15 protein-coding genes are annotated in these 17,324 nt (G+C 57.4%); 2 read left to right on the top strand and 13 right to left on the bottom strand.

Features of this window, described 5'->3' with window-relative positions; translation table 11 throughout:
• Positions 1–74: 74 nt before the first annotated feature.
• From JWR17_RS11230 to ccoG, 5 genes are read right to left on the bottom strand one after another with little or no spacing between them, the layout of a single operon-like run.
• Complete coding sequence (locus tag JWR17_RS11230; protein WP_299831212.1) at positions 75–758, bottom strand: sulfite exporter TauE/SafE family protein; 684 nt, start codon at positions 756–758, stop codon at positions 75–77.
• Positions 751–996, bottom strand: coding sequence for a cbb3-type cytochrome oxidase assembly protein CcoS (ccoS, locus tag JWR17_RS11225; RefSeq protein WP_299831209.1), 246 nt, complete (start codon positions 994–996; stop codon positions 751–753). Before ccoS ends, JWR17_RS11230 begins: the two co-directional genes overlap by 8 nt.
• Positions 997–1,021: 25 nt before the next feature.
• On the bottom strand, positions 1,022–3,472 hold the full coding sequence (locus JWR17_RS11220; protein ID WP_299831206.1) for a heavy metal translocating P-type ATPase: 2,451 nt from the start codon (positions 3,470–3,472) through the stop codon (positions 1,022–1,024).
• Positions 3,473–3,475: 3 nt separating this feature from the next.
• Positions 3,476–4,015: a FixH family protein gene (locus JWR17_RS11215; protein ID WP_299831203.1), complete on the bottom strand. Its 540-nt coding sequence runs from the start codon at positions 4,013–4,015 to the stop codon at positions 3,476–3,478.
• Positions 4,016–4,027: 12 nt separating this feature from the next.
• Entirely contained in the window at positions 4,028–5,440 is a 1,413-nt protein-coding gene (ccoG, locus tag JWR17_RS11210; RefSeq protein WP_299831200.1) for a cytochrome c oxidase accessory protein CcoG, read from the bottom strand.
• 536 nt (positions 5,441–5,976) lie between these two features.
• Here ccoG and JWR17_RS11205 point away from each other — a divergent pair.
• A complete protein-coding gene (locus JWR17_RS11205; RefSeq protein WP_299831197.1) occupies positions 5,977–6,969 on the top strand; it encodes a metallophosphoesterase in 993 nt (330 codons plus the stop codon).
• A 64-nt stretch (positions 6,970–7,033) separates the two neighbouring features.
• Here the strand turns inward: JWR17_RS11205 and ccoP (JWR17_RS11200) are convergent, their stop codons facing one another.
• The 7 genes from ccoP (JWR17_RS11200) to ccoN (JWR17_RS11170) all read right to left on the bottom strand — a co-directional run bounded on the left by ccoP (JWR17_RS11200) (position 7,034) and on the right by ccoN (JWR17_RS11170) (position 13,751).
• Complete coding sequence (ccoP, locus tag JWR17_RS11200; RefSeq protein WP_299831194.1) at positions 7,034–8,011, bottom strand: cytochrome-c oxidase, cbb3-type subunit III; 978 nt, start codon at positions 8,009–8,011, stop codon at positions 7,034–7,036.
• Entirely contained in the window at positions 8,008–8,199 is a 192-nt protein-coding gene (locus JWR17_RS11195; RefSeq protein ID WP_299831191.1) for a cbb3-type cytochrome c oxidase subunit 3, read from the bottom strand. Before JWR17_RS11195 ends, ccoP (JWR17_RS11200) begins: the two co-directional genes overlap by 4 nt.
• 5 nt (positions 8,200–8,204) lie before the next feature.
• The gene (ccoO, locus tag JWR17_RS11190) at positions 8,205–8,813 is read right to left on the bottom strand and encodes a cytochrome-c oxidase, cbb3-type subunit II (RefSeq protein WP_299831188.1); all 609 of its coding nucleotides are present in this window, start codon (positions 8,811–8,813) and stop codon (positions 8,205–8,207) included.
• Positions 8,813–10,255 carry a cytochrome-c oxidase, cbb3-type subunit I gene (gene ccoN, locus JWR17_RS11185; RefSeq protein ID WP_299831185.1) on the bottom strand — a complete coding sequence of 481 codons (1,443 nt, stop codon included), beginning with the start codon at positions 10,253–10,255 and terminating at the stop codon, positions 8,813–8,815. The genes ccoO (JWR17_RS11190) and ccoN (JWR17_RS11185) overlap by 1 nt, the downstream gene beginning before the upstream one ends.
• A gap of 498 nt (positions 10,256–10,753) precedes the next feature.
• A complete protein-coding gene (gene ccoP / locus JWR17_RS11180; RefSeq protein WP_299831183.1) occupies positions 10,754–11,704 on the bottom strand; it encodes a cytochrome-c oxidase, cbb3-type subunit III in 951 nt (316 codons plus the stop codon).
• Between the two features lie 3 nt (positions 11,705–11,707).
• A complete protein-coding gene (gene ccoO, locus JWR17_RS11175; protein ID WP_299831180.1) occupies positions 11,708–12,316 on the bottom strand; it encodes a cytochrome-c oxidase, cbb3-type subunit II in 609 nt (202 codons plus the stop codon).
• A gap of 10 nt (positions 12,317–12,326) precedes the next feature.
• The gene (ccoN, locus tag JWR17_RS11170) at positions 12,327–13,751 is read right to left on the bottom strand and encodes a cytochrome-c oxidase, cbb3-type subunit I (RefSeq protein ID WP_299831177.1); all 1,425 of its coding nucleotides are present in this window, start codon (positions 13,749–13,751) and stop codon (positions 12,327–12,329) included.
• Between the two features lie 111 nt (positions 13,752–13,862).
• Here ccoN (JWR17_RS11170) and JWR17_RS11165 point away from each other — a divergent pair, with 111 nt between their 5' ends.
• Positions 13,863–14,552, top strand: coding sequence for an alpha/beta family hydrolase (locus tag JWR17_RS11165; protein WP_299831174.1), 690 nt, complete (start codon positions 13,863–13,865; stop codon positions 14,550–14,552).
• 60 nt (positions 14,553–14,612) lie between these two features.
• Here JWR17_RS11165 and JWR17_RS11160 read toward each other — a convergent pair whose 3' ends face one another.
• The gene (locus JWR17_RS11160; protein WP_299831171.1) at positions 14,613–17,297 is read right to left on the bottom strand and encodes an Ig-like domain-containing protein; all 2,685 of its coding nucleotides are present in this window, start codon (positions 17,295–17,297) and stop codon (positions 14,613–14,615) included.
• Positions 17,298–17,324: the final 27 nt, after the last annotated feature.

Here is a 17,324-nt window from a genome sequence, read left to right as displayed (position 1 = left end):
TTCATAGTGTTTGCTGCGCGACAGCGCGGCGTCTGGACGACGGGCGACCTCCCGCAGGCCTATGCAGAACCGAGCTAATGACCCATAAGCCAATGTTGGTGTGGTCCCGGCAGAGTCCACAGGCCAAACAGGATGACCAGCACGCCGCCTGCCATGCGCACGCCGCGTTTGCGCAGAATCGCTGTGGTGCGTTCCGCTGCCAGCCCGGTGGCGAGCAGTACCGGCCAAGTGCCAAGGCCAAAAGCCAGCATCAGCAACGCGCTGTCAACCGCATTACCTTGGCTGGCCGACCACAGCAGGGTGCTGTAGACCAGGCCGCAGGGCAACCAGCCCCAGAGCGCGCCCAGCAGCAATGCCCGAGGCAGGCTCGATACCGGCAGCAAACGGCTGGCAACGGGCTGTATATAACGCCACAGGCCGCGACCGAGGCTCTCGATACGCGTCAGGCCACTCCACCAACCCGCCAGGTACAAGCCCATGGCGATTAGCAGTAACGCCGCAATCACGCGCAGCGCCATGGCGGCAGGGCTGCTGGCCACGGCCCAGCCTGCGAGACCGATCAACAAACCGGCGGTGGCGTAGCTGAGAATTCGCCCCAGGTTATAGGCCAGTAACAGGCGAAAGCGGCGGCTGCGCTGTTCCTTGGGGATTGCCAGGGTCAGCGCGCCCATCAGGCCGCCACACATACCCAGGCAATGCCCGCCGCCAAGCAAGCCGAGGATCAGCGCCGACACCAGCAGGGGCGCCAGTTCAAGCATGGGGAGGTTTCTCGACGTTGGCTTCGGCGTCAGGTTGGGGTTTATGGGCTTCAGGTTTGTGACCCGAGGCTTGCTCCATGGCGGCCAAGTGCTGAGGGTCCTGATCGTCGAACAACACGCTGTGCGCCGGGCCATCGAGGTCGTCGTACTGGCCGCTGTCTACCGCCCAGAAAAAAATGTAAATGGCGACCGCGACGATCAGCAGCGCCGCAGGAATCATCACATAGAGAGCCGGCATGAAGCCTCCGAAGCCGGTTGTCGACTCATGTCGGCAACGGGCGGGTGTGAAATGACGTGGTCTGATCTTGCATACCCTTCACTCGGGTCAGGCGCAAGGCGTTCAGGACCACCGTCAACGAGCTGAGGGACATGCCGATCGCCGCCCAGATGGGGGTAATCCAGCCCATGGCGGCAAACGGCAACATGAGCCCATTGTACAGAGTGGCCCACAGCAGGTTCTCGATGATTACCCTGCGCGTGCGCCGCGCCAGATTGATCGCCTGGACCAGTACCTGCAAGCGGTTGGACAGCAACACGGCGTCGGCGCTGGTTTTAGCCAGGTCGGTGGCCGAGCCCATGGCCACGCTGATGTCGGCGGCGGCGAGCACCGGCACATCGTTGACCCCGTCGCCGAGCATCAATACTTTGCGACCTTGTCGATGCAGTTCTTGCAGTAGTTTGAGTTTGTCGTCCGGGCGCAGGCCGCCGTGTGCTTCGTCGATTCCCAGTTCGGCGGCAACGCTGGCCACCATCGGCGAGCTGTCGCCGGACAGCAGCAAGGTTTTCCAGCCACGAGCCCGGCAGGCCTCCAGCAGTGCGGGGGCATCGGCACGCAGGCGGTCGTCCAGTACGAACCAGCCCAGGGCACCCTGAGTATCGCCGAGCAACAGCCATTGGCCAGAGTCGTCGGGGATTGGCGGAACGCTGCACCCGCTGAGTTCGCAGACAAAAGCTGGCTGGCCAATGCGCAAGCGACGTTCGCCGACGACGCCCTCCAAACCCAGACCCGGCGTGCTATGCACGTCGTCAGCGGCGACCGGAGCACGACCGAAAGCCCGAGCTATCGGGTGCTCCGAACGGTTTTCCAGTGCTGCCGCCAAGCCCAGGCAAGCGTCGGCGTCTATTCGACCAAGGGGCAAGATCGTGCGCACTGCCAATCGACCCTCGGTAAGGGTCCCCGTTTTATCAAAAATCACCGTATCGATTTGATTCAAGCCTTCCAGCACATGCCCGCGAGTCAACAGCAGCCCCAGCTTGTGCAATGAACCGGTGGCCGCCGTCAGTGCCGTGGGCGTCGCCAGTGACAGCGCGCACGGACAAGTTGCGACCAGCATGGCCAAGACAATCCAGAACGCTCGTGAAGCGTCGAGCTGCCACCAGACCAGCCCAATCACCACCGCCGACATCAGCGATAACAACAGAAACCATTGGGCAGCGCGGTCAGCGATTTCTGCCAGACGCGGTTTTTCCGCTTGGGCGCGCTCGAGCAAGCGAACGATGGCAGACAGTCGTGTGTCGTGGCCCAGCGCCAAAACCTGCACCGTCAGCGCGCCCTCGACATTCAACGTGCCCGCCGTTACCGAGTCACCAACACTCCGCGGCTGGGGTAAATATTCACCGGTCAGCAGCGACTCGTCGACGCTGGAAATGCCTTCGAGAATTTTGCCATCGGCCGGTAATACCGCACCGGGATAGACCAATACCTTATCGTTGAGACGCAATTCCGTGAGCAGGATACGTTCGCTATGACCGTCGCTGCCGAGCCGCAGACAGGACGCCGGCAACACATTGACCAGCTGTGCAGTGGCTGCCGCCGTGCGTTCCCGGGCGCGTCGCTCCAAGTAACGACCCGCCAGCAGAAACAGGGCAAACATGCCCACCGCATCGAAATACAATTCGCCGACCCCGGTGATCGCTGTCCAGATGCCGGCAACGTAGGCACTGCCAATGGCCAGCGAGACGGAGACGTCCATGGTCAGGTGTCGGGTGCGTAGATCACGAAGGGCGCCACGAAAGAACGGGGTGCAGCTGTAGAAAACGATGGGCGTGGTGAGGAACATCGCAACCCAGCGCAGAATGGTGTGCATCTGCGGGCTAAGGTCCATGTTGAATTCCGGCCACGTGGCCATGGTCGCCATCATTGCCTGGAACCACAGCAAACCCGCCACCCCGAGCTGACGCAAGGCCAGGCGATTTTCGCTGGCCAGTTGTTTGGCCGCGCGGTCTGACTGATAAGGGTGCGCGGCGTAACCGATGGTGCGCAATTCGCTAAGTACCTGACTCAACGCCATCTCGCTGTCTGTCCAGCGCACGAGCAGGCGGTGGTTAGACAAATTCAAACGGGCTTCGGCGACGGCGGGCAGGCTGTGTAAATGGCGCTCGATCAACCAGCCACAAGCGGCGCAGCTGATGCCTTCCATAAGTAGCGTTGCTTCGGCGAGTTCGCCGTCATGGCGCACAAATGGCGCTTGAACATCGGGCCGGTCATACAACGCCAGTTCATCGACCAACTGCACCGGCAGTTCGGCGGGATTGGACGATGCTTCGCTGCGATGCTGGTAATAGCTTTCCAGACCGCCCGCGACAATCGCCTCGGCCACTGCTTGACAGCCCGGACAGCAGAATTCGCGAGTTTCACCCAGTACATCGGCGGTAAAGCGTCTGCCGGTAGGAATCGGCAGTGCACAGTGGTAGCAGGGGGTTGGAATGGACATGGATCAGTTTTTCAAATCTTCCGCACCTTGCAGCGGCTCGTCGCCCAGGGTCAGGTCTTTGTCATGGCTGATTTGTTCTTCCTCGAACAGACGCCAGGTTTGACCCTTGTCCTCGCCAAGCACCTCTACAAAACGCCGCCCTTCGACCTTGTCGGCCAATTGACCAATATAACGCCCCGGCTCCGAGGCGCTGCGAGTCAGCGCGACCTTGCGGTCTTTCTCCGGTTGGGTAGGGGAGATCAGGTTGAGCTCCAGGGTTTCGGGTTGGCTATCGCCGACCAATCGCACGTCGGCTTCGCCGGTCAACTCATCGAGGTGTACAGAGGCGTGCATTTTCAGGGTTTGCGCCAACAGTTCGCGGTCCAGCGAACGGTTGATGCCTTTGCCGGCTTCGTAATAGTTGTCGTTGACCAGGTTGTCCGGATTTTTCACCGCGATGGTGACCATCGCCAACGTCAGGGTCGTGGAGAACGCGAGGATGCCGATAATGATCCATGGCCAAATGTGCTTGTACCAGGGGCTAGAGGCAGTTGCTACGGGCATGACAGTTGTCTCTTATCGAATGTGTGGGCCGATGAAGCGGCTCTTGGCTTGAACCTGGCTGCCATTGTTATCGGCGTCCTTAAGGATGAATGTCACCTCGTTGGTGCTCGACGGCAGTTGCTCCGGCGCGCTCGACAGCTCGAACGGCATGGTGAAAATCTCACCGGCAGGCACCTTGAATTCACGCCGACCTTGAAGTTTCAAGTCAGGCAGGCCGGTGGCGTCGAGCACGTAGGTGTGATCGACCTGATCCTTGTTCATCACTTTCAGGCTGTAGACATTTTCAATCCGTCCTTCAGCGTTTTCCCGGTAGAGCACGCGGTCTTTGCTGACGTCGAAACCCACCAGCGAGCGCATGAAGAATGCGCTGGCCAACAGACCGATCATCACCAGCAGCACCAGTGCATAACCGATCAGGCGCGGGCGCAGCTTGTTGGTCCTTTGCCCCGACAGGTTGTGCTCGGTGGTGTAGCTGATCAACCCGCGTGGGTAGTCCATCTTGTCCATGATCGTGTCGCAGGCATCGATACATGCCGCACAGCCGATGCATTCAACTTGCAGCCCGTCACGGATATCGATCCCGGTCGGGCAAACTTGTACGCACATTGTGCAATCGATGCAATCGCCCAGGCCTTGCGCCTTATAGTCGATGTCTTTCTTGCGTGGGCCACGCTTTTCACCGCGGCGCGGGTCATAGGACACGATCAGTGTGTCTTTGTCGAACATCACGCTTTGGAAGCGCGCATACGGGCACATGTAGATACACACTTGCTCGCGCAACCAACCGGCGTTGCCGTAAGTGGCCAGGGTGAAGAAGCCGACCCAGAAATACGACCAGCCGTCCGCCTGTCCGGTGAAAAACTCGAGTGTCAGTTCGCGGATGGGGGCGAAGTAGCCGACAAAAGTCAGGCCGGTGACAAACCCAATGACCAGCCACAGGCTGTGTTTACTGAGTTTGCGCAGAAACTTGTTGGCCGACATCGGCGCTTTATCGAGTTTGATACGTTGGTTGCGATCACCTTCGGTGATTTTTTCGCACCACATGAAAATCCAGGTCCAGACGCTTTGCGGGCAGGTATAGCCGCACCAGATACGCCCGGCGAACACAGTAATGAAGAACAGGCCAAAGGCACTGACGATCAAAATTCCAGACAGCAGGATGAAATCCTGTGGCCAGAAAGTAGCGCCGAAGATGTAGAACTTGCGCTCTGGCAGGTTCCACCAGACGGCCTGGTGACCGCCCCAATTGAGCCAGACCGTGCCGAAATACAGCAGAAACAAACCGGCGCCGCCCGCCATCCGCAAGTTACGAAACAGGCCGGTGAAAGCGCGGGTATAAATTTTTTCTCGTGAAGCGTAGAGATCGACCGTGTTGTTGTCGTTTTTAGGCGGCGTAACGTTGTGAACCGGAATCTGATTGCTCATTAATGCGTCCCACGGCAGTGGAAAAATGCCTCGGCCAGTACATGCCAGCCGGGGTCAAAAAGAAGTGTCGCCAAGGCGCCAATGATACGCCTTTGACTCTAGCTCAAGTGTGCGACCTTTGGCCGCGTTGGGCGAATGTGAACGTGCATGTAGGTGACCTGTATCAATGAATGTAAGAATTATGGGCAGTTTTGGTGGAACTGTTGGTTTAGGTACGCACGGTTTCGCGCTGTTGTGTCTGATATCGCATGTTCGCCATCACGCTTGCTAAGGCGCCCTCAAACCGCCACATGCGGCACCGGTGTTGGTGGTCCACTGGCCGTTCACGTGCGAGAGAATCACCCTTGGGCCGTATGATCTGGATGAAAGTATCAAGAACCCATCAGGTCGCTGGACGGCGTCGCCGGCCTTGGGTTTACTGTTTCGGGGTCAATGGATGACGCCATTTTTAACGTACTTTCGGGCAATAAAGGAAAAGGATTTCCATGCACAACTCAACAAGCAACTCACCTTCGACTACCAGGCGCTCCGCTTGTATGGCGCTGCTGTTATGTGCCACATTTTTGCCTCTGGCGTACGCCGACGACACGCCCACCCACATGGTGTTTGCGTCAGATCCTCAATACCCCTGGACCGATAAGTCCCATGACGGCGGCGAAGAAACAGCGTCGGACAGGAACACTCGTTCGGCTGCCTTCATTGAAGCGCAATACACCAGCATTCGGGAGTTCCGCGACCATCATGGTGGCAGCAAAGCAGTGCCGGTGATGATCAACGGCGACATGACCGCCTATGGGCATGCCTCCGAACGTAGTTATGTTAGTGGGACGCTGGCGAAACTGTTGAATGACGAATATGACTACGGTTTGGGCAATCATGATTACGCCAACAATGTAAACGATTGCCTGCTCAATGCCTGTGCGGGCGGCAGTGTCAGCGACTTTGTCGATCGCTACTGGGGCAAGGTGGACGGCATGGACCTCGCCGCCAGGGATGCAACATTTGGCAGGGCTTACTACGGAAGCCTGGCGTACTCGCGCACTATGGGGAACGTACATTGGGTGCAGTTAAATAACGAGCCTACTTACGAGGTCAAATTCACCGCCGGTAACCCGTTCTTGTTCAACAAGCGCGAGTATGAAATTACCCACGCGCTTGACTGGCTTGAACGTGACCTGCAAGCCGCACGGGCGCAGGGCAAAATCATCATTTTGAACATGCACAAGCCGAACCGGTGGAGCGCTAACGAATGGAAAGGTGACAGTCGGATGATCCATCGATTCAGGGAGATGATCGAGCGCTATGGTGTGGTGGCGGTGTTCGCGGGTCATCTTCACTCGCACTTGGGAAAATACACGACTGAGTCTCGTACCTTTGGCAAAGTCCCGGTGTACTTGAGCAGCGCCGCGTTCAGGGGTGGCTATCTGATCGCCACCCTGTCTGAGGACAACGCCTGGTTGACGGTCAGCGTTGTGGAAAATAACGACTGGCGCGCTCGCCGTCCCATCGCAACGCTGAAGACGCAGTAAAACACTTAAAAAAACGGCCCCGTCAATATTCATTGGCGGGGCCGCTGTGCGTTGCCTTCAAACCTTACTCAGCAGTAGCAGCCTTTTCTCCATGGGAAAGGCTGTAAACGTACGCGGCCAGCAAGTGAACCTTGTCATTGCCTTGCAACAGTTCCTGCGCAGGCATCTGACCCTGACGGCCATAACGGATGGTTTGCTGCAGTTGCGCAAAGCTCGAACCGTAAATGAACGCTGCCGGATGGGTCAGGTTAGGTGCGCCCATTGCCGGCGTACCTTTGCCTTCCGCGCCGTGGCAGGCCACGCAATTAGCGGCAAAGACTTTTTGACCCGCAACGGGATCGGCATTCGCATCCGCAGGCAGTTTGCGACCGTCCAGCTGGGTAATGACGTAGGCTGAAACGTCACGTACGCCTTGATCGCCGATCACCGTTCCCCACGCTGGCATGACCGCATGACGGCCACCCATGATCGTGGTCTTGATGGTTTGCGGATCACCGCCCCAACGCCAGTCTTCATCGGTCAGGTTAGGGAAGCCATAGGCGCCCTTGGCATCAGAGCCGTGGCAAACCGAACAGTTGGAGGCGAACAGGCGACCACCCATCTTCAGGGCCTGGGGGTCCTTGGCTACTTCCTCAATGGGCATCGACGCAAATTTTGCGAAGATCGGACCAAATCGAGCGTCCGATTTAGCCATTTCCTTTTCCCATTCGTGAACGCCTGTCCAACCGGTCTGGCCATTGGCAAACTCGGTTTTCTTGTCGTTATCCAGGTAACCATAGCCCGGCAGCAAACCTTTCCAGTTGCCCAGGCCTGGGTACAGCGCCAGATAACCCAAGGCAAAAATAATGGTGCCGATGAACAGCATGAACCACCATTTCGGCAGTGGGTTGTCGTATTCCTCGATACCGTCGAAGGAATGGCCCACTGTTTCTTCCGTGGATTCACTGCGTTGGCCCTTGCGGGTCGACAACAGCAGCCAGGTCAGGGCGAAAATGGTGCCCAAACTGAGGACTGTGACGTACAGACTCCAGAAAGTAGTCATTCTTTGTTGCTCCTAGACGCGCGTTCTTGCTCGACGTGCTTGACGGCTTCGGGATCATCCGCGAAAGGCAGCATGGTTGCCTCGTCGAACTCGGACTTGCGTCGCCCGCTGAATACCCACAGTGCCAGACCGATAAACGCCACCATCACGACGACAGTGCCAAGGCCTCGAATCATCCCGATATCCATCAATATCACCGTTTGCTTTTGATGATGGTGCCAAGGCCCTGAAGGTAGGCGACCAATGCATCCATTTCGGTTTTGCCTTTCACGGCAGCGCTTGCACCGGCAATGTCTTCGTCGGTGTAGGGAACGCCAAGCGTGCGCAAGACTTCCATTTTCTTCCCGGTGTCTTTGCCATCGAGCTTGTTTTCTACCAGGAACGGGTAGGCTGGCATTTTCGATTCAGGCACGACGTTGCGCGGGTTGTACAAGTGGGCGCGGTGCCAGTCGTCAGAGTAACGACCGCCAACACGGGCCAGGTCTGGACCGGTGCGCTTGGAACCCCACAGGAACGGGTGATCCCAGACGCTTTCACCGGCCACTGAATAGTGACCGTAGCGTTCGGTTTCAGCACGGAATGGGCGAATCATCTGCGAGTGGCAGCCGACACAGCCGTTGGCGATGAACACGTCACGGCCTTCGAGTTCCAGCGCCGGACGTGGCTTCATGCCCTCGACCGGCTTGTTGGTGACGTCCTGGAAGAACAGCGGAACGATCTGGGTCAAGCCGCCGATGCTGACGGCGATGACCATGAAGAAGGCCAGCAGGCCGATGTTCTTCTCGAGTACTTCGTGTCTCATCAGTGAGCTCCAACAACAGCGATCTGAGCCGCGGCTTCAGCTTCAACCGGGTCCGAGGCGCGTACGGTGCGGAACACGTTGTACGCCATGAACAGCATGCCGCTGGCGAAGAAAGCGCCACCAATGGCGCGCACGATGTAGCCCGGGTGGCTCGCTTGCAACGCTTCGACGAACGAGTAGGTGAGGGTGCCGTCGTCGTTGATTGCACGCCACATCAGCCCTTGGGTGATGCCGTTGACCCACATCGAAGCGATGTACAAGACGGTACCGATGGTTGCCAGCCAGAAGTGCGTGTTGATCAGGCCGACACTGTGCATCTGCGGACGGCCGAAGATTTTCGGAATCATATGGTACAGCGCACCGATGGAAATCATCGCCACCCAGCCCAATGCGCCGGCGTGTACGTGGCCGATGGTCCAGTCTGTGTAGTGGGACAGCGAGTTAACCGTCTTGATGGCCATCATCGGGCCTTCGAACGTCGACATGCCGTAGAACGCCAGGGAGACCACCAGGAAGCGCAGGATCGGGTCCGTGCGCAGTTTGTGCCACGCCCCCGACAAGGTCATCATCCCGTTGATCATCCCACCCCAGCTAGGTGCCAGGAGAATGATCGACATCGCCATACCCAGCGACTGAGCCCAGTCGGGCAGCGCGGTGTAGTGCAAGTGGTGCGGGCCGGCCCAGATGTACAGGGTGATCAGCGCCCAGAAGTGCACGATGGACAGGCGATACGAGTAGATCGGGCGCTCGGCCTGCTTGGGAACGAAGTAGTACATCATCCCCAGAAAGCCGGTGGTCAGGAAGAAACCTACTGCGTTGTGGCCGTACCACCATTGGATCATGGCGTCAGTTGCACCCGCGTAAGCCGAATAAGACTTGAAGAACGACACCGGCAGCGACGCGTGGTTGACGATGTGCAGCATCGCCGTTACCACAATAAACGCGCCGTAGAACCAGTTGCCGACGTAAATGTGTTTGGTCTTGCGCTTGACGATGGTTCCGAAGAACACCGCACCGTAGGTGACCCAGACGATGGCCAGCAAAATGGCAAGAGGCCATTCCAGTTCGGCATATTCCTTAGTTGTCGTATAACCCAGCGGCAACGTAATAATTGCGCCGACAATGACCGCTTGCCATCCCCAAAAATGGAAGGCCGCCATGCCGTCGGAAATAAGACGCGTTTGGCAGGTACGCTGCACGACGTAATAAGAAGTGGCAAATAGTGCACAACCACCAAAGGCGAAGATCACCAGGTTTGTGTGCAAGGGGCGTAAGCGTCCGAAAGTCGTCCACGGCAAACCCAGATTCAGATCGGGCCATACAAGCTGCGAGGCGATAAAGACACCAAGACCCATGCCAAGGATCCCCCAGACCACCGTCATAATGGCGAACTGGCGGACTACCTTATAGTTATAAGCAGTCGGACTGATTGCTGTGCTCATTCTAAGGTTCCACGGTTGGAGTATTTTTTTGGAATAAAAAGCGGTCGCAAGTATGGAGAAAGCAGGTATCCATTGCAACGCGGTCAACGCTTTGCAATTGCTCCCTGAAGCTGATTCTGCGGCCTTTCCAGCCTGCTCAGAGGGCCGTTTGGCACCCTGAGGAAAGGCTCAGGCAGACATACCATGTAACGCTTCCCTGCGGGTGATATGTAGTGCGCTGCAAGCCAAACTACACGCTCATACCAGTTTCAGCGGCCAAGGACCGTTGGATAGGGCGTTTGCGTGCAATCTTGACTATCTGCATTGCACATCCGTGTCACGTTACGGGCGGCTTACAATCGGGTCGTCCACTGTGCGGAGGAGCTTAGTCTGGAATGTCTAGGGTGGGAAGGTGTACCCATAATAGGTGCGACACTAGGTCGCGGAAAAAATAAGCTGCCACTCCTGTCCCTGAAGTGGCAGCGATAACGCTGCATAGGGTAATTCACTGCTGAATCGTTATTTCACTTGAGCGGTTTGATCACTTGCTTCAGGAGTCTGTTGCGACAAGCTATAAACATAGGCTGCTAACAATTGCACTTTGTCGTTCCCCAACAGGTCGGTTTGCGCAGGCATGTGCCCCTGACGTCCATAACGAATGGTTTGCTGCAATTGCGCCAGGCTGCTGCCGTAGATGAAACCAGCCGGTTGCGTCAGGTCAGGCGCGCCCATGGCCTGGGTGCCTTGCCCAGTGGAGCCATGACAGGCGGCGCAGGTGGTATTGAATGTTTGCTGGCCGGCTTGAAGGTCGGCGGTATCGTCGGCCGAGCGAGGTAGACCAGCCAGTCCGTGACGCACGTACGCTGCAACGTTTTTCACGCCCTCTTCCCCAAGAACGGGTCCCCAGGCAGGCATCGTCGCAATGCGCCCGCCCATGATGGTGGTCTTGATGGTGTCGGCACTGCCGCCCCAGCGCCAGATAGTGTCGGTCAAGTTCGGGAAGCCGTACGCGCCCTTGGCATCCGAGCCGTGACACACCGAGCAGTTGGAGGCAAACAGACGTCCGCCCATTTTCAATGCCTGCGCATCCTTGGCCACTTCCTCAACGGGCATGGCGGCGAACCTGGCGAAGATCGGTCCGAATTTAGCGTCGGCCTTGTCCATCTCCTTCTGCCATTCATTGACCCCGGTCCAACCGTTTTCGTAACCGGGCAGGATGCCTTTCCAGTTACCCAGACCGGGATAAAGGATCAGGTAGCCGACCGCGAACACAATCGTCCCGGCGAACAATACGAACCACCACTGCGGCAGCGGGTTGTCGTACTCCTCGATGCCGTCGAAGCTGTGGCCCATGGTTTGATCGGTGCTGCCCTTGGTTTCGCCCTTGCGGGTGCCGATCAGCAACCAGGTGAGGGCGATCAGCGTGCCAATGGTCAACACACAGATGTAGGTGCTCCAAAAGGTTGTCATGGCTTACCTCTTGCTCTTGATCGAAGTGCCCAGCACTTGCAGATAGGCAACCAATGCGTCCATTTCGGTCTTGCCCTTGAGCGATGCAACTGCCCCGGCGATGTCGCCATCGGTATAGGGCACGCCAAAGTTGCGCATGGTCTTGAGCTTGGTTTCGGTGTGGCTGCTGTCGAGGGGTTGATTGACCAGCCACGGATAGGCCGGCATTTTCGACTCGGGCACGACGTTGCGCGGGTTGTATAAATGCGCGCGGTGCCAGTCGTCCGAGTAGCGCGCGCCGACTCGTGCCAAGTCCGGTCCGGTGCGCTTGGAACCCCACAGGAACGGGTGATCCCACACGCTTTCACCGGCTACCGAGTAGTGCCCATAGCGCTCGGTTTCAGCGCGAAATGGTCGAATCATCTGCGAGTGGCAGCCGACACAACCGTTGGCGATATAGATGTCACGCCCTTCCAGCTCCAGCGCGGTGTAAGGCTTCATGCCCTCGACTGGCTTGTTGGTCACGTCCTGAAAGAACAGTGGCACGATTTGCGTCAGACCACCGATGCTCACCGCAAGGACCATCAACAGCATTAACAAGCCAACGTTTTTCTCGATTACTTCGTGTTTCATGGCGAGCTCCTCAGGCCATTTGCGCAGCGGCGATGGCTTCGGCAGGCACGGAGGCCCGCACGGTGCGCCATGTGTTGTAGGCCATCAGCAGCATGCCGCTGAAGAAAATTGCGCCACCGATCAGCCGCACCACGTAGCCGGGATGGCTGGCGACCAAGGTTTCTACAAACGAGTAAGTGAGCGTGCCGTCCTCATTGATGGCGCGCCACATCAAGCCCTGGGCGATGCCGTTGACCCACATCGACGCGATGTACAACACCGTGCCGATGGTAGCCAGCCAGAAGTGCGCATTGATCAAGCCCATGCTGTGCATCTGCGGACGGCCGAAGATTTTCGGGATCATGTGGTAAAGCGCGCCGATGGAAATCATCGCCACCCAACCCAGCGCCCCGGCGTGAACATGGCCGATGGTCCAGTCGGTGTAATGGGAAAGGGCGTTGACGGTTTTGATCGCCATCATCGGACCTTCGAACGTCGACATGCCGTAGAACGCGAGGGAGACCACGAGGAAACGCAGGATCGGATCGCTGCGCAATTTATGCCAGGCGCCCGACAGGGTCATCATGCCGTTGATCATGCCGCCCCAGCTGGGTGCCAGCAGAATCAGCGACATCACCATGCCCAACGACTGCGCCCAATCCGGTAATGCGGTGTAGTGCAGGTGGTGCGGACCGGCCCAGATGTACAGGGTGATCAGTGCCCAAAAGTGCACGATGGACAGCCGATACGAGTACACCGGACGCTCAGCCTGCTTGGGAACGAAGTAGTACATCATCCCCAAAAAGCCTGCGGTGAGGAAAAAGCCTACCGCGTTGTGCCCGTACCACCATTGCACCATGGCGTCGGTCGCGCCGGAGTAGATCGAGTAGGACTTGGTCATACTGATCGGCACTTCGAGGTTATTGACGATGTGCAAAATCGCCACGGTGAGAATGAACGCACCAAAGAACCAGTTACCGACGTAGATGTGCTTGGTGGTGCGCTTCTTCAGCGTGCCGAAAAACACCACCGCGTACGCGACCCAAACAATGGTGATCAGAATATCAATCGGCCATTCCAGCTCAGCGTATTCCTTGGAGCTGGTATAGCCCAGCGGCAAGGAGATGGCGGCCAGCACAATGACCAGTTGCCAGCCCCAAAAGGTGAACGCCGCGAGTTTCGGTGCAAACAGCCGGGTTTGGCAGGTGCGCTGCACCGAATAGTAGGAACTGGCGAACAGCGCGCAGCCGCCAAATGCGAAGATCACCGCATTGGTGTGCAGCGGGCGCAGCCGGCCGAAGGTAGTCCACGGTAAGTCGAAGTTGAGTTCGGGCCAAACCAATTGCGCGGCGATAAAAACACCGAGCCCCATGCCGACGATCCCCCATACCACCGTCATAATGGCGAATTGGCGGACCACCTGATAGTTGTAGGCGGTACTGTTGGTTGTGTTCATTTAGGTGTGTTCCTATTTTGCCCGTTCCGTAACAGCGCGGCGTAACAGAGATCCGGGGCAGACTCCGGGTCATAGCGCCGAGTTATCAGACTGATCAACAGCGAGGCAAGCATGAACAATGGGCAAAGGGCCGGTATTGACGAGGATCAATGTGTGCAGCTGGCGCGCGGCAATGGCTGGTTATGGAGTTCGGCGGAACAGCGCGATGATGGGCCTGCGCCGACCCTGATCATGGCCCACGGCGCAGGGGCGCCCATGGACAGTGATTTCATGAACGGCATGGCTGAGCGCCTTGCTGCCCGTGGCGTTAACGTATTGCGCTTCGAATTTGTCTACATGGCCCAGCGACGAATCGATGGCCGCAAACGCCCGCCCAATCCGCAAGTCCAGTTGCTCGATTGTTGGCGACAGGTGTACGCGCAGCTGCGACCCCACGTCGCTGGGCGTTTAGCCATTGGTGGCAAGTCCATGGGGGGGCGGATGGCCAGTTTGCTGGCCGATGAATTGGGCGTGGATGGATTGGTCTGTTTGGGCTACCCGTTCTATGCCGTGGGAAAACCGGAAAAACCTCGGACCGCGCACCTGGCCGCGTTGCAAACACCGACGCTGATTATGCAGGGGGAAAGGGACACGTTAGGTAATAGGCAGACCGTCGAGAAGTATGAATTGTCGACAGCAATCGAGATTCAATGGGTGCCAACGGCCAATCATGATTTGAAGCCGCTGAAATCATTGGGCGTGAGCGATGCGGCGGTGTTGGATGGGGTGGCGGATACGGTGGTGGATTTTATCAACAGGTAACCAAATAGCGCATTAAGCCCGCCAGGTCGGCAGGCTTAATGGTTAAACCCCAGAATTAAATTAGCCTTTCATGCCGAAGGCATTGGCCGTCTCTCCACCGAAGCCCACATCTTTAAGCGTCACCTTGCGACCATCCTCAGGAAAGATCGCCCAGCGCCTGCCGAAACCCGCGCCATCCGTCGCCCAAGCGCGGTGTTCTCGGCCCGCGCCGCCGGTGTAAGTCAGGAGGGGATCACCGCCGTAATTGGCACGCAACGCATCCCAATCTGCCAGGGAAGGCATATTTGCGCCGCCGTTGCTGACGGCTTTTGCACCCTCCGAATAGGTATGAAAAGCCAACAACACAAACGTCAGCACGTTGGATGTTTTCACCTCGTAACTGGCGGTTTGGCCCGAGCTGTCAGTCACGTTGATAGTCGCCGTACCGTTCTCGACAGACATAACACGACCTGTCGCATCGACCTCGGCAATGTCAGGCGCGCTGGAATGATAAAGGTAAGGCGCCACGCCACCGGAAGCCACTCGCAGAGCAAACGCTCCGGCAGGAGGATGTTTCGGTGTTGCCGCTGCTCGCAAGTGTCGAGCGTTCAGGACCATCTCTGATGTGTCGATAATCAATGGAGGGGTTAGCGCCTGTACGTTGAACATTGTCGCAACCGAAACCACCGGCGCGGCGTTATTGCGAGTTACCTCATAAGTGACCTGAACGGAGCCGCCCGCACTGCCAATGGCGATGGATTTAGGCACGGCGAAACCAATTTCTCCCTCAGCACCGGGGTGCTTAGCCGCAGTTATGTGGGACTGGTTACCAACCCATTTGACGATGATGCTGTCGTTGGTGTCGATGCCGGTGTAGCGCGGGACTGTGACCTGAACGCCGGAGTCGGGGATGTTTTCCGGGGTTAGGGTGTCGTTGGCATCGACGCCGGCGACGGTGGGTTTTGGCAACAATGTCAGATCGGGCGTGCCCACTTTAACTAGCAGTACACTGGAGGCGAATCGTTGATTGCCTCGCTCTACCAGATAAGACACTTCGACGTTGCCGTTCAGGTTGGCGTCTACATAGGATTTTTTAACTCGGAAAATGACCTCTTTGCCCGAGGTGCCACTGTTGAGCGTGGTACTGGCGCTGTACGTGCTGCCTGGGGATTGACCAACCCAATGAAGCGTCACTTTATCCAGCGGCGCCATACCGCTGAACGGTCGGATACGGACGATGGCCTCCAAAACGATATCCGTCGGATCGAGTACACCGTCGGCACCCACCCCGTCGACAGTCGCCGGGGGTAGCAGAGCACCCCCGCCCGCGCTTACCTGAACATGCAAAGATGGCGACTTGAAAAACGCTCGCGCGAACGTCGTCACCGTGTAATACAACTCAAGCGTGCCACCGGCTAAAGCGCTCACTTTTTCGTCAGGGATCAAGAACGCCACCGTCTCCCCAACGTCATCACTGTTGAGGTTTTTCAATTCTTCGTGGATTACATTGGCGCCACTGGCCGTCTTGCCCATCCATACCAGATTGACGTCATTGCCATCAGCCATGAAGTAATACGGCGGAACCTGCGCGATGACATGGTGCGCAGCCGGATCAAGCACACCACCATTATGCTCGGCAGCAGGCAGCTTCGGTGCTGCCAATACCTGGGCTTCGCCGACGATAGTCAATGGCAGGCTTTTCGAGCGCAACTCGTCGCCAGCTGCTTTCTTGACCTTGTACTTAAGCCGCGCCCGGCCTTGGGCGATCGGCGCGAACTGCTCATTGGGGATCAGGAACTGCACAAACCCAATGGATGTATCTACGTTTAGTGTTGAAACGTAAGGTTCCAGCCCCATCCCTTCCGCAGTGTTGCGCTCGAGGGTCAGAGTAATCTCGTCGGTGGGGTGGATATCTGGGTAGGGGAGTACTAGCGCCTTTACGTCGGCCCCGCCTAGAAGGGCGAGGTCTAGTTCCAGGTTGACGGCCTGCGGAGCGACCGGGGCGGGGAGGGTAGAGTTGCCGGCTTCTACTTCGAGGTACGTGGGTAGGGACCATCGAGACCAGTTGTTGACTACGTCGCGAACTTCATACATCACCACGAGCGCGTCAGAATCGCCTGCTGAAATGATCGTTTCTCTAGGTATCGGCACCCGGATGGGTTCACCCGTCGCAGGAAGCGCACCCAGCAATAACCTCACCGGTATTCCGTTCCAGAAAACGGTAATAGCATCATTGACCTCCATGTTTTCGTAGGCCGAAATATTGACCGTCACCTGATCGAGGTGCTCGTTCCCGATAGTGCCCTCTGGGGTTGTCGTGGATAAACTAAGGCTTTCATTGGTATAAGGTGTATCAGGCGTTTTATCAACTCCACCAGGAACCGTCAATTTGACAGTGATCGTTAACCGTTCGGAAATGTTGACGGTACCCCCTATCAGTCTTTTTATTGTATACCAAGCGTCTACCTGATAGTGGAGATTGGCGTCTGCACTTGGCGCGATGTATTGTTGATCAACCGGTAGAGTGACAAAGGAACCCGTCCCTTCGGCAGTATCACCGGGTTTAACGGTATAGTTTGCAATCGATCCGTCCCGATCACCCCAAAACAGTTCGATATAGTCACTGGCCATCATTCCAATATAAGGACCAATCCGAATCTGCACTGGGACTGCCGGGTCCAGAGTGTCAACGTGGCCGATACCACTAGGGTCGTTGGTATTGTGCAATTTTGGTTGAGGTAATAAAATCTTCTGAAATAACGTCATTTTTTTGTCCCGTTATTGTTAATAAGT

The organism is Pseudomonas sp. (genome assembly GCF_028293835.1).
Classification (GTDB): Bacteria; Pseudomonadota; Gammaproteobacteria; order Pseudomonadales; family Pseudomonadaceae; genus Aquipseudomonas.
This window is presented reverse-complemented; position numbering and strand designations above follow the sequence as displayed.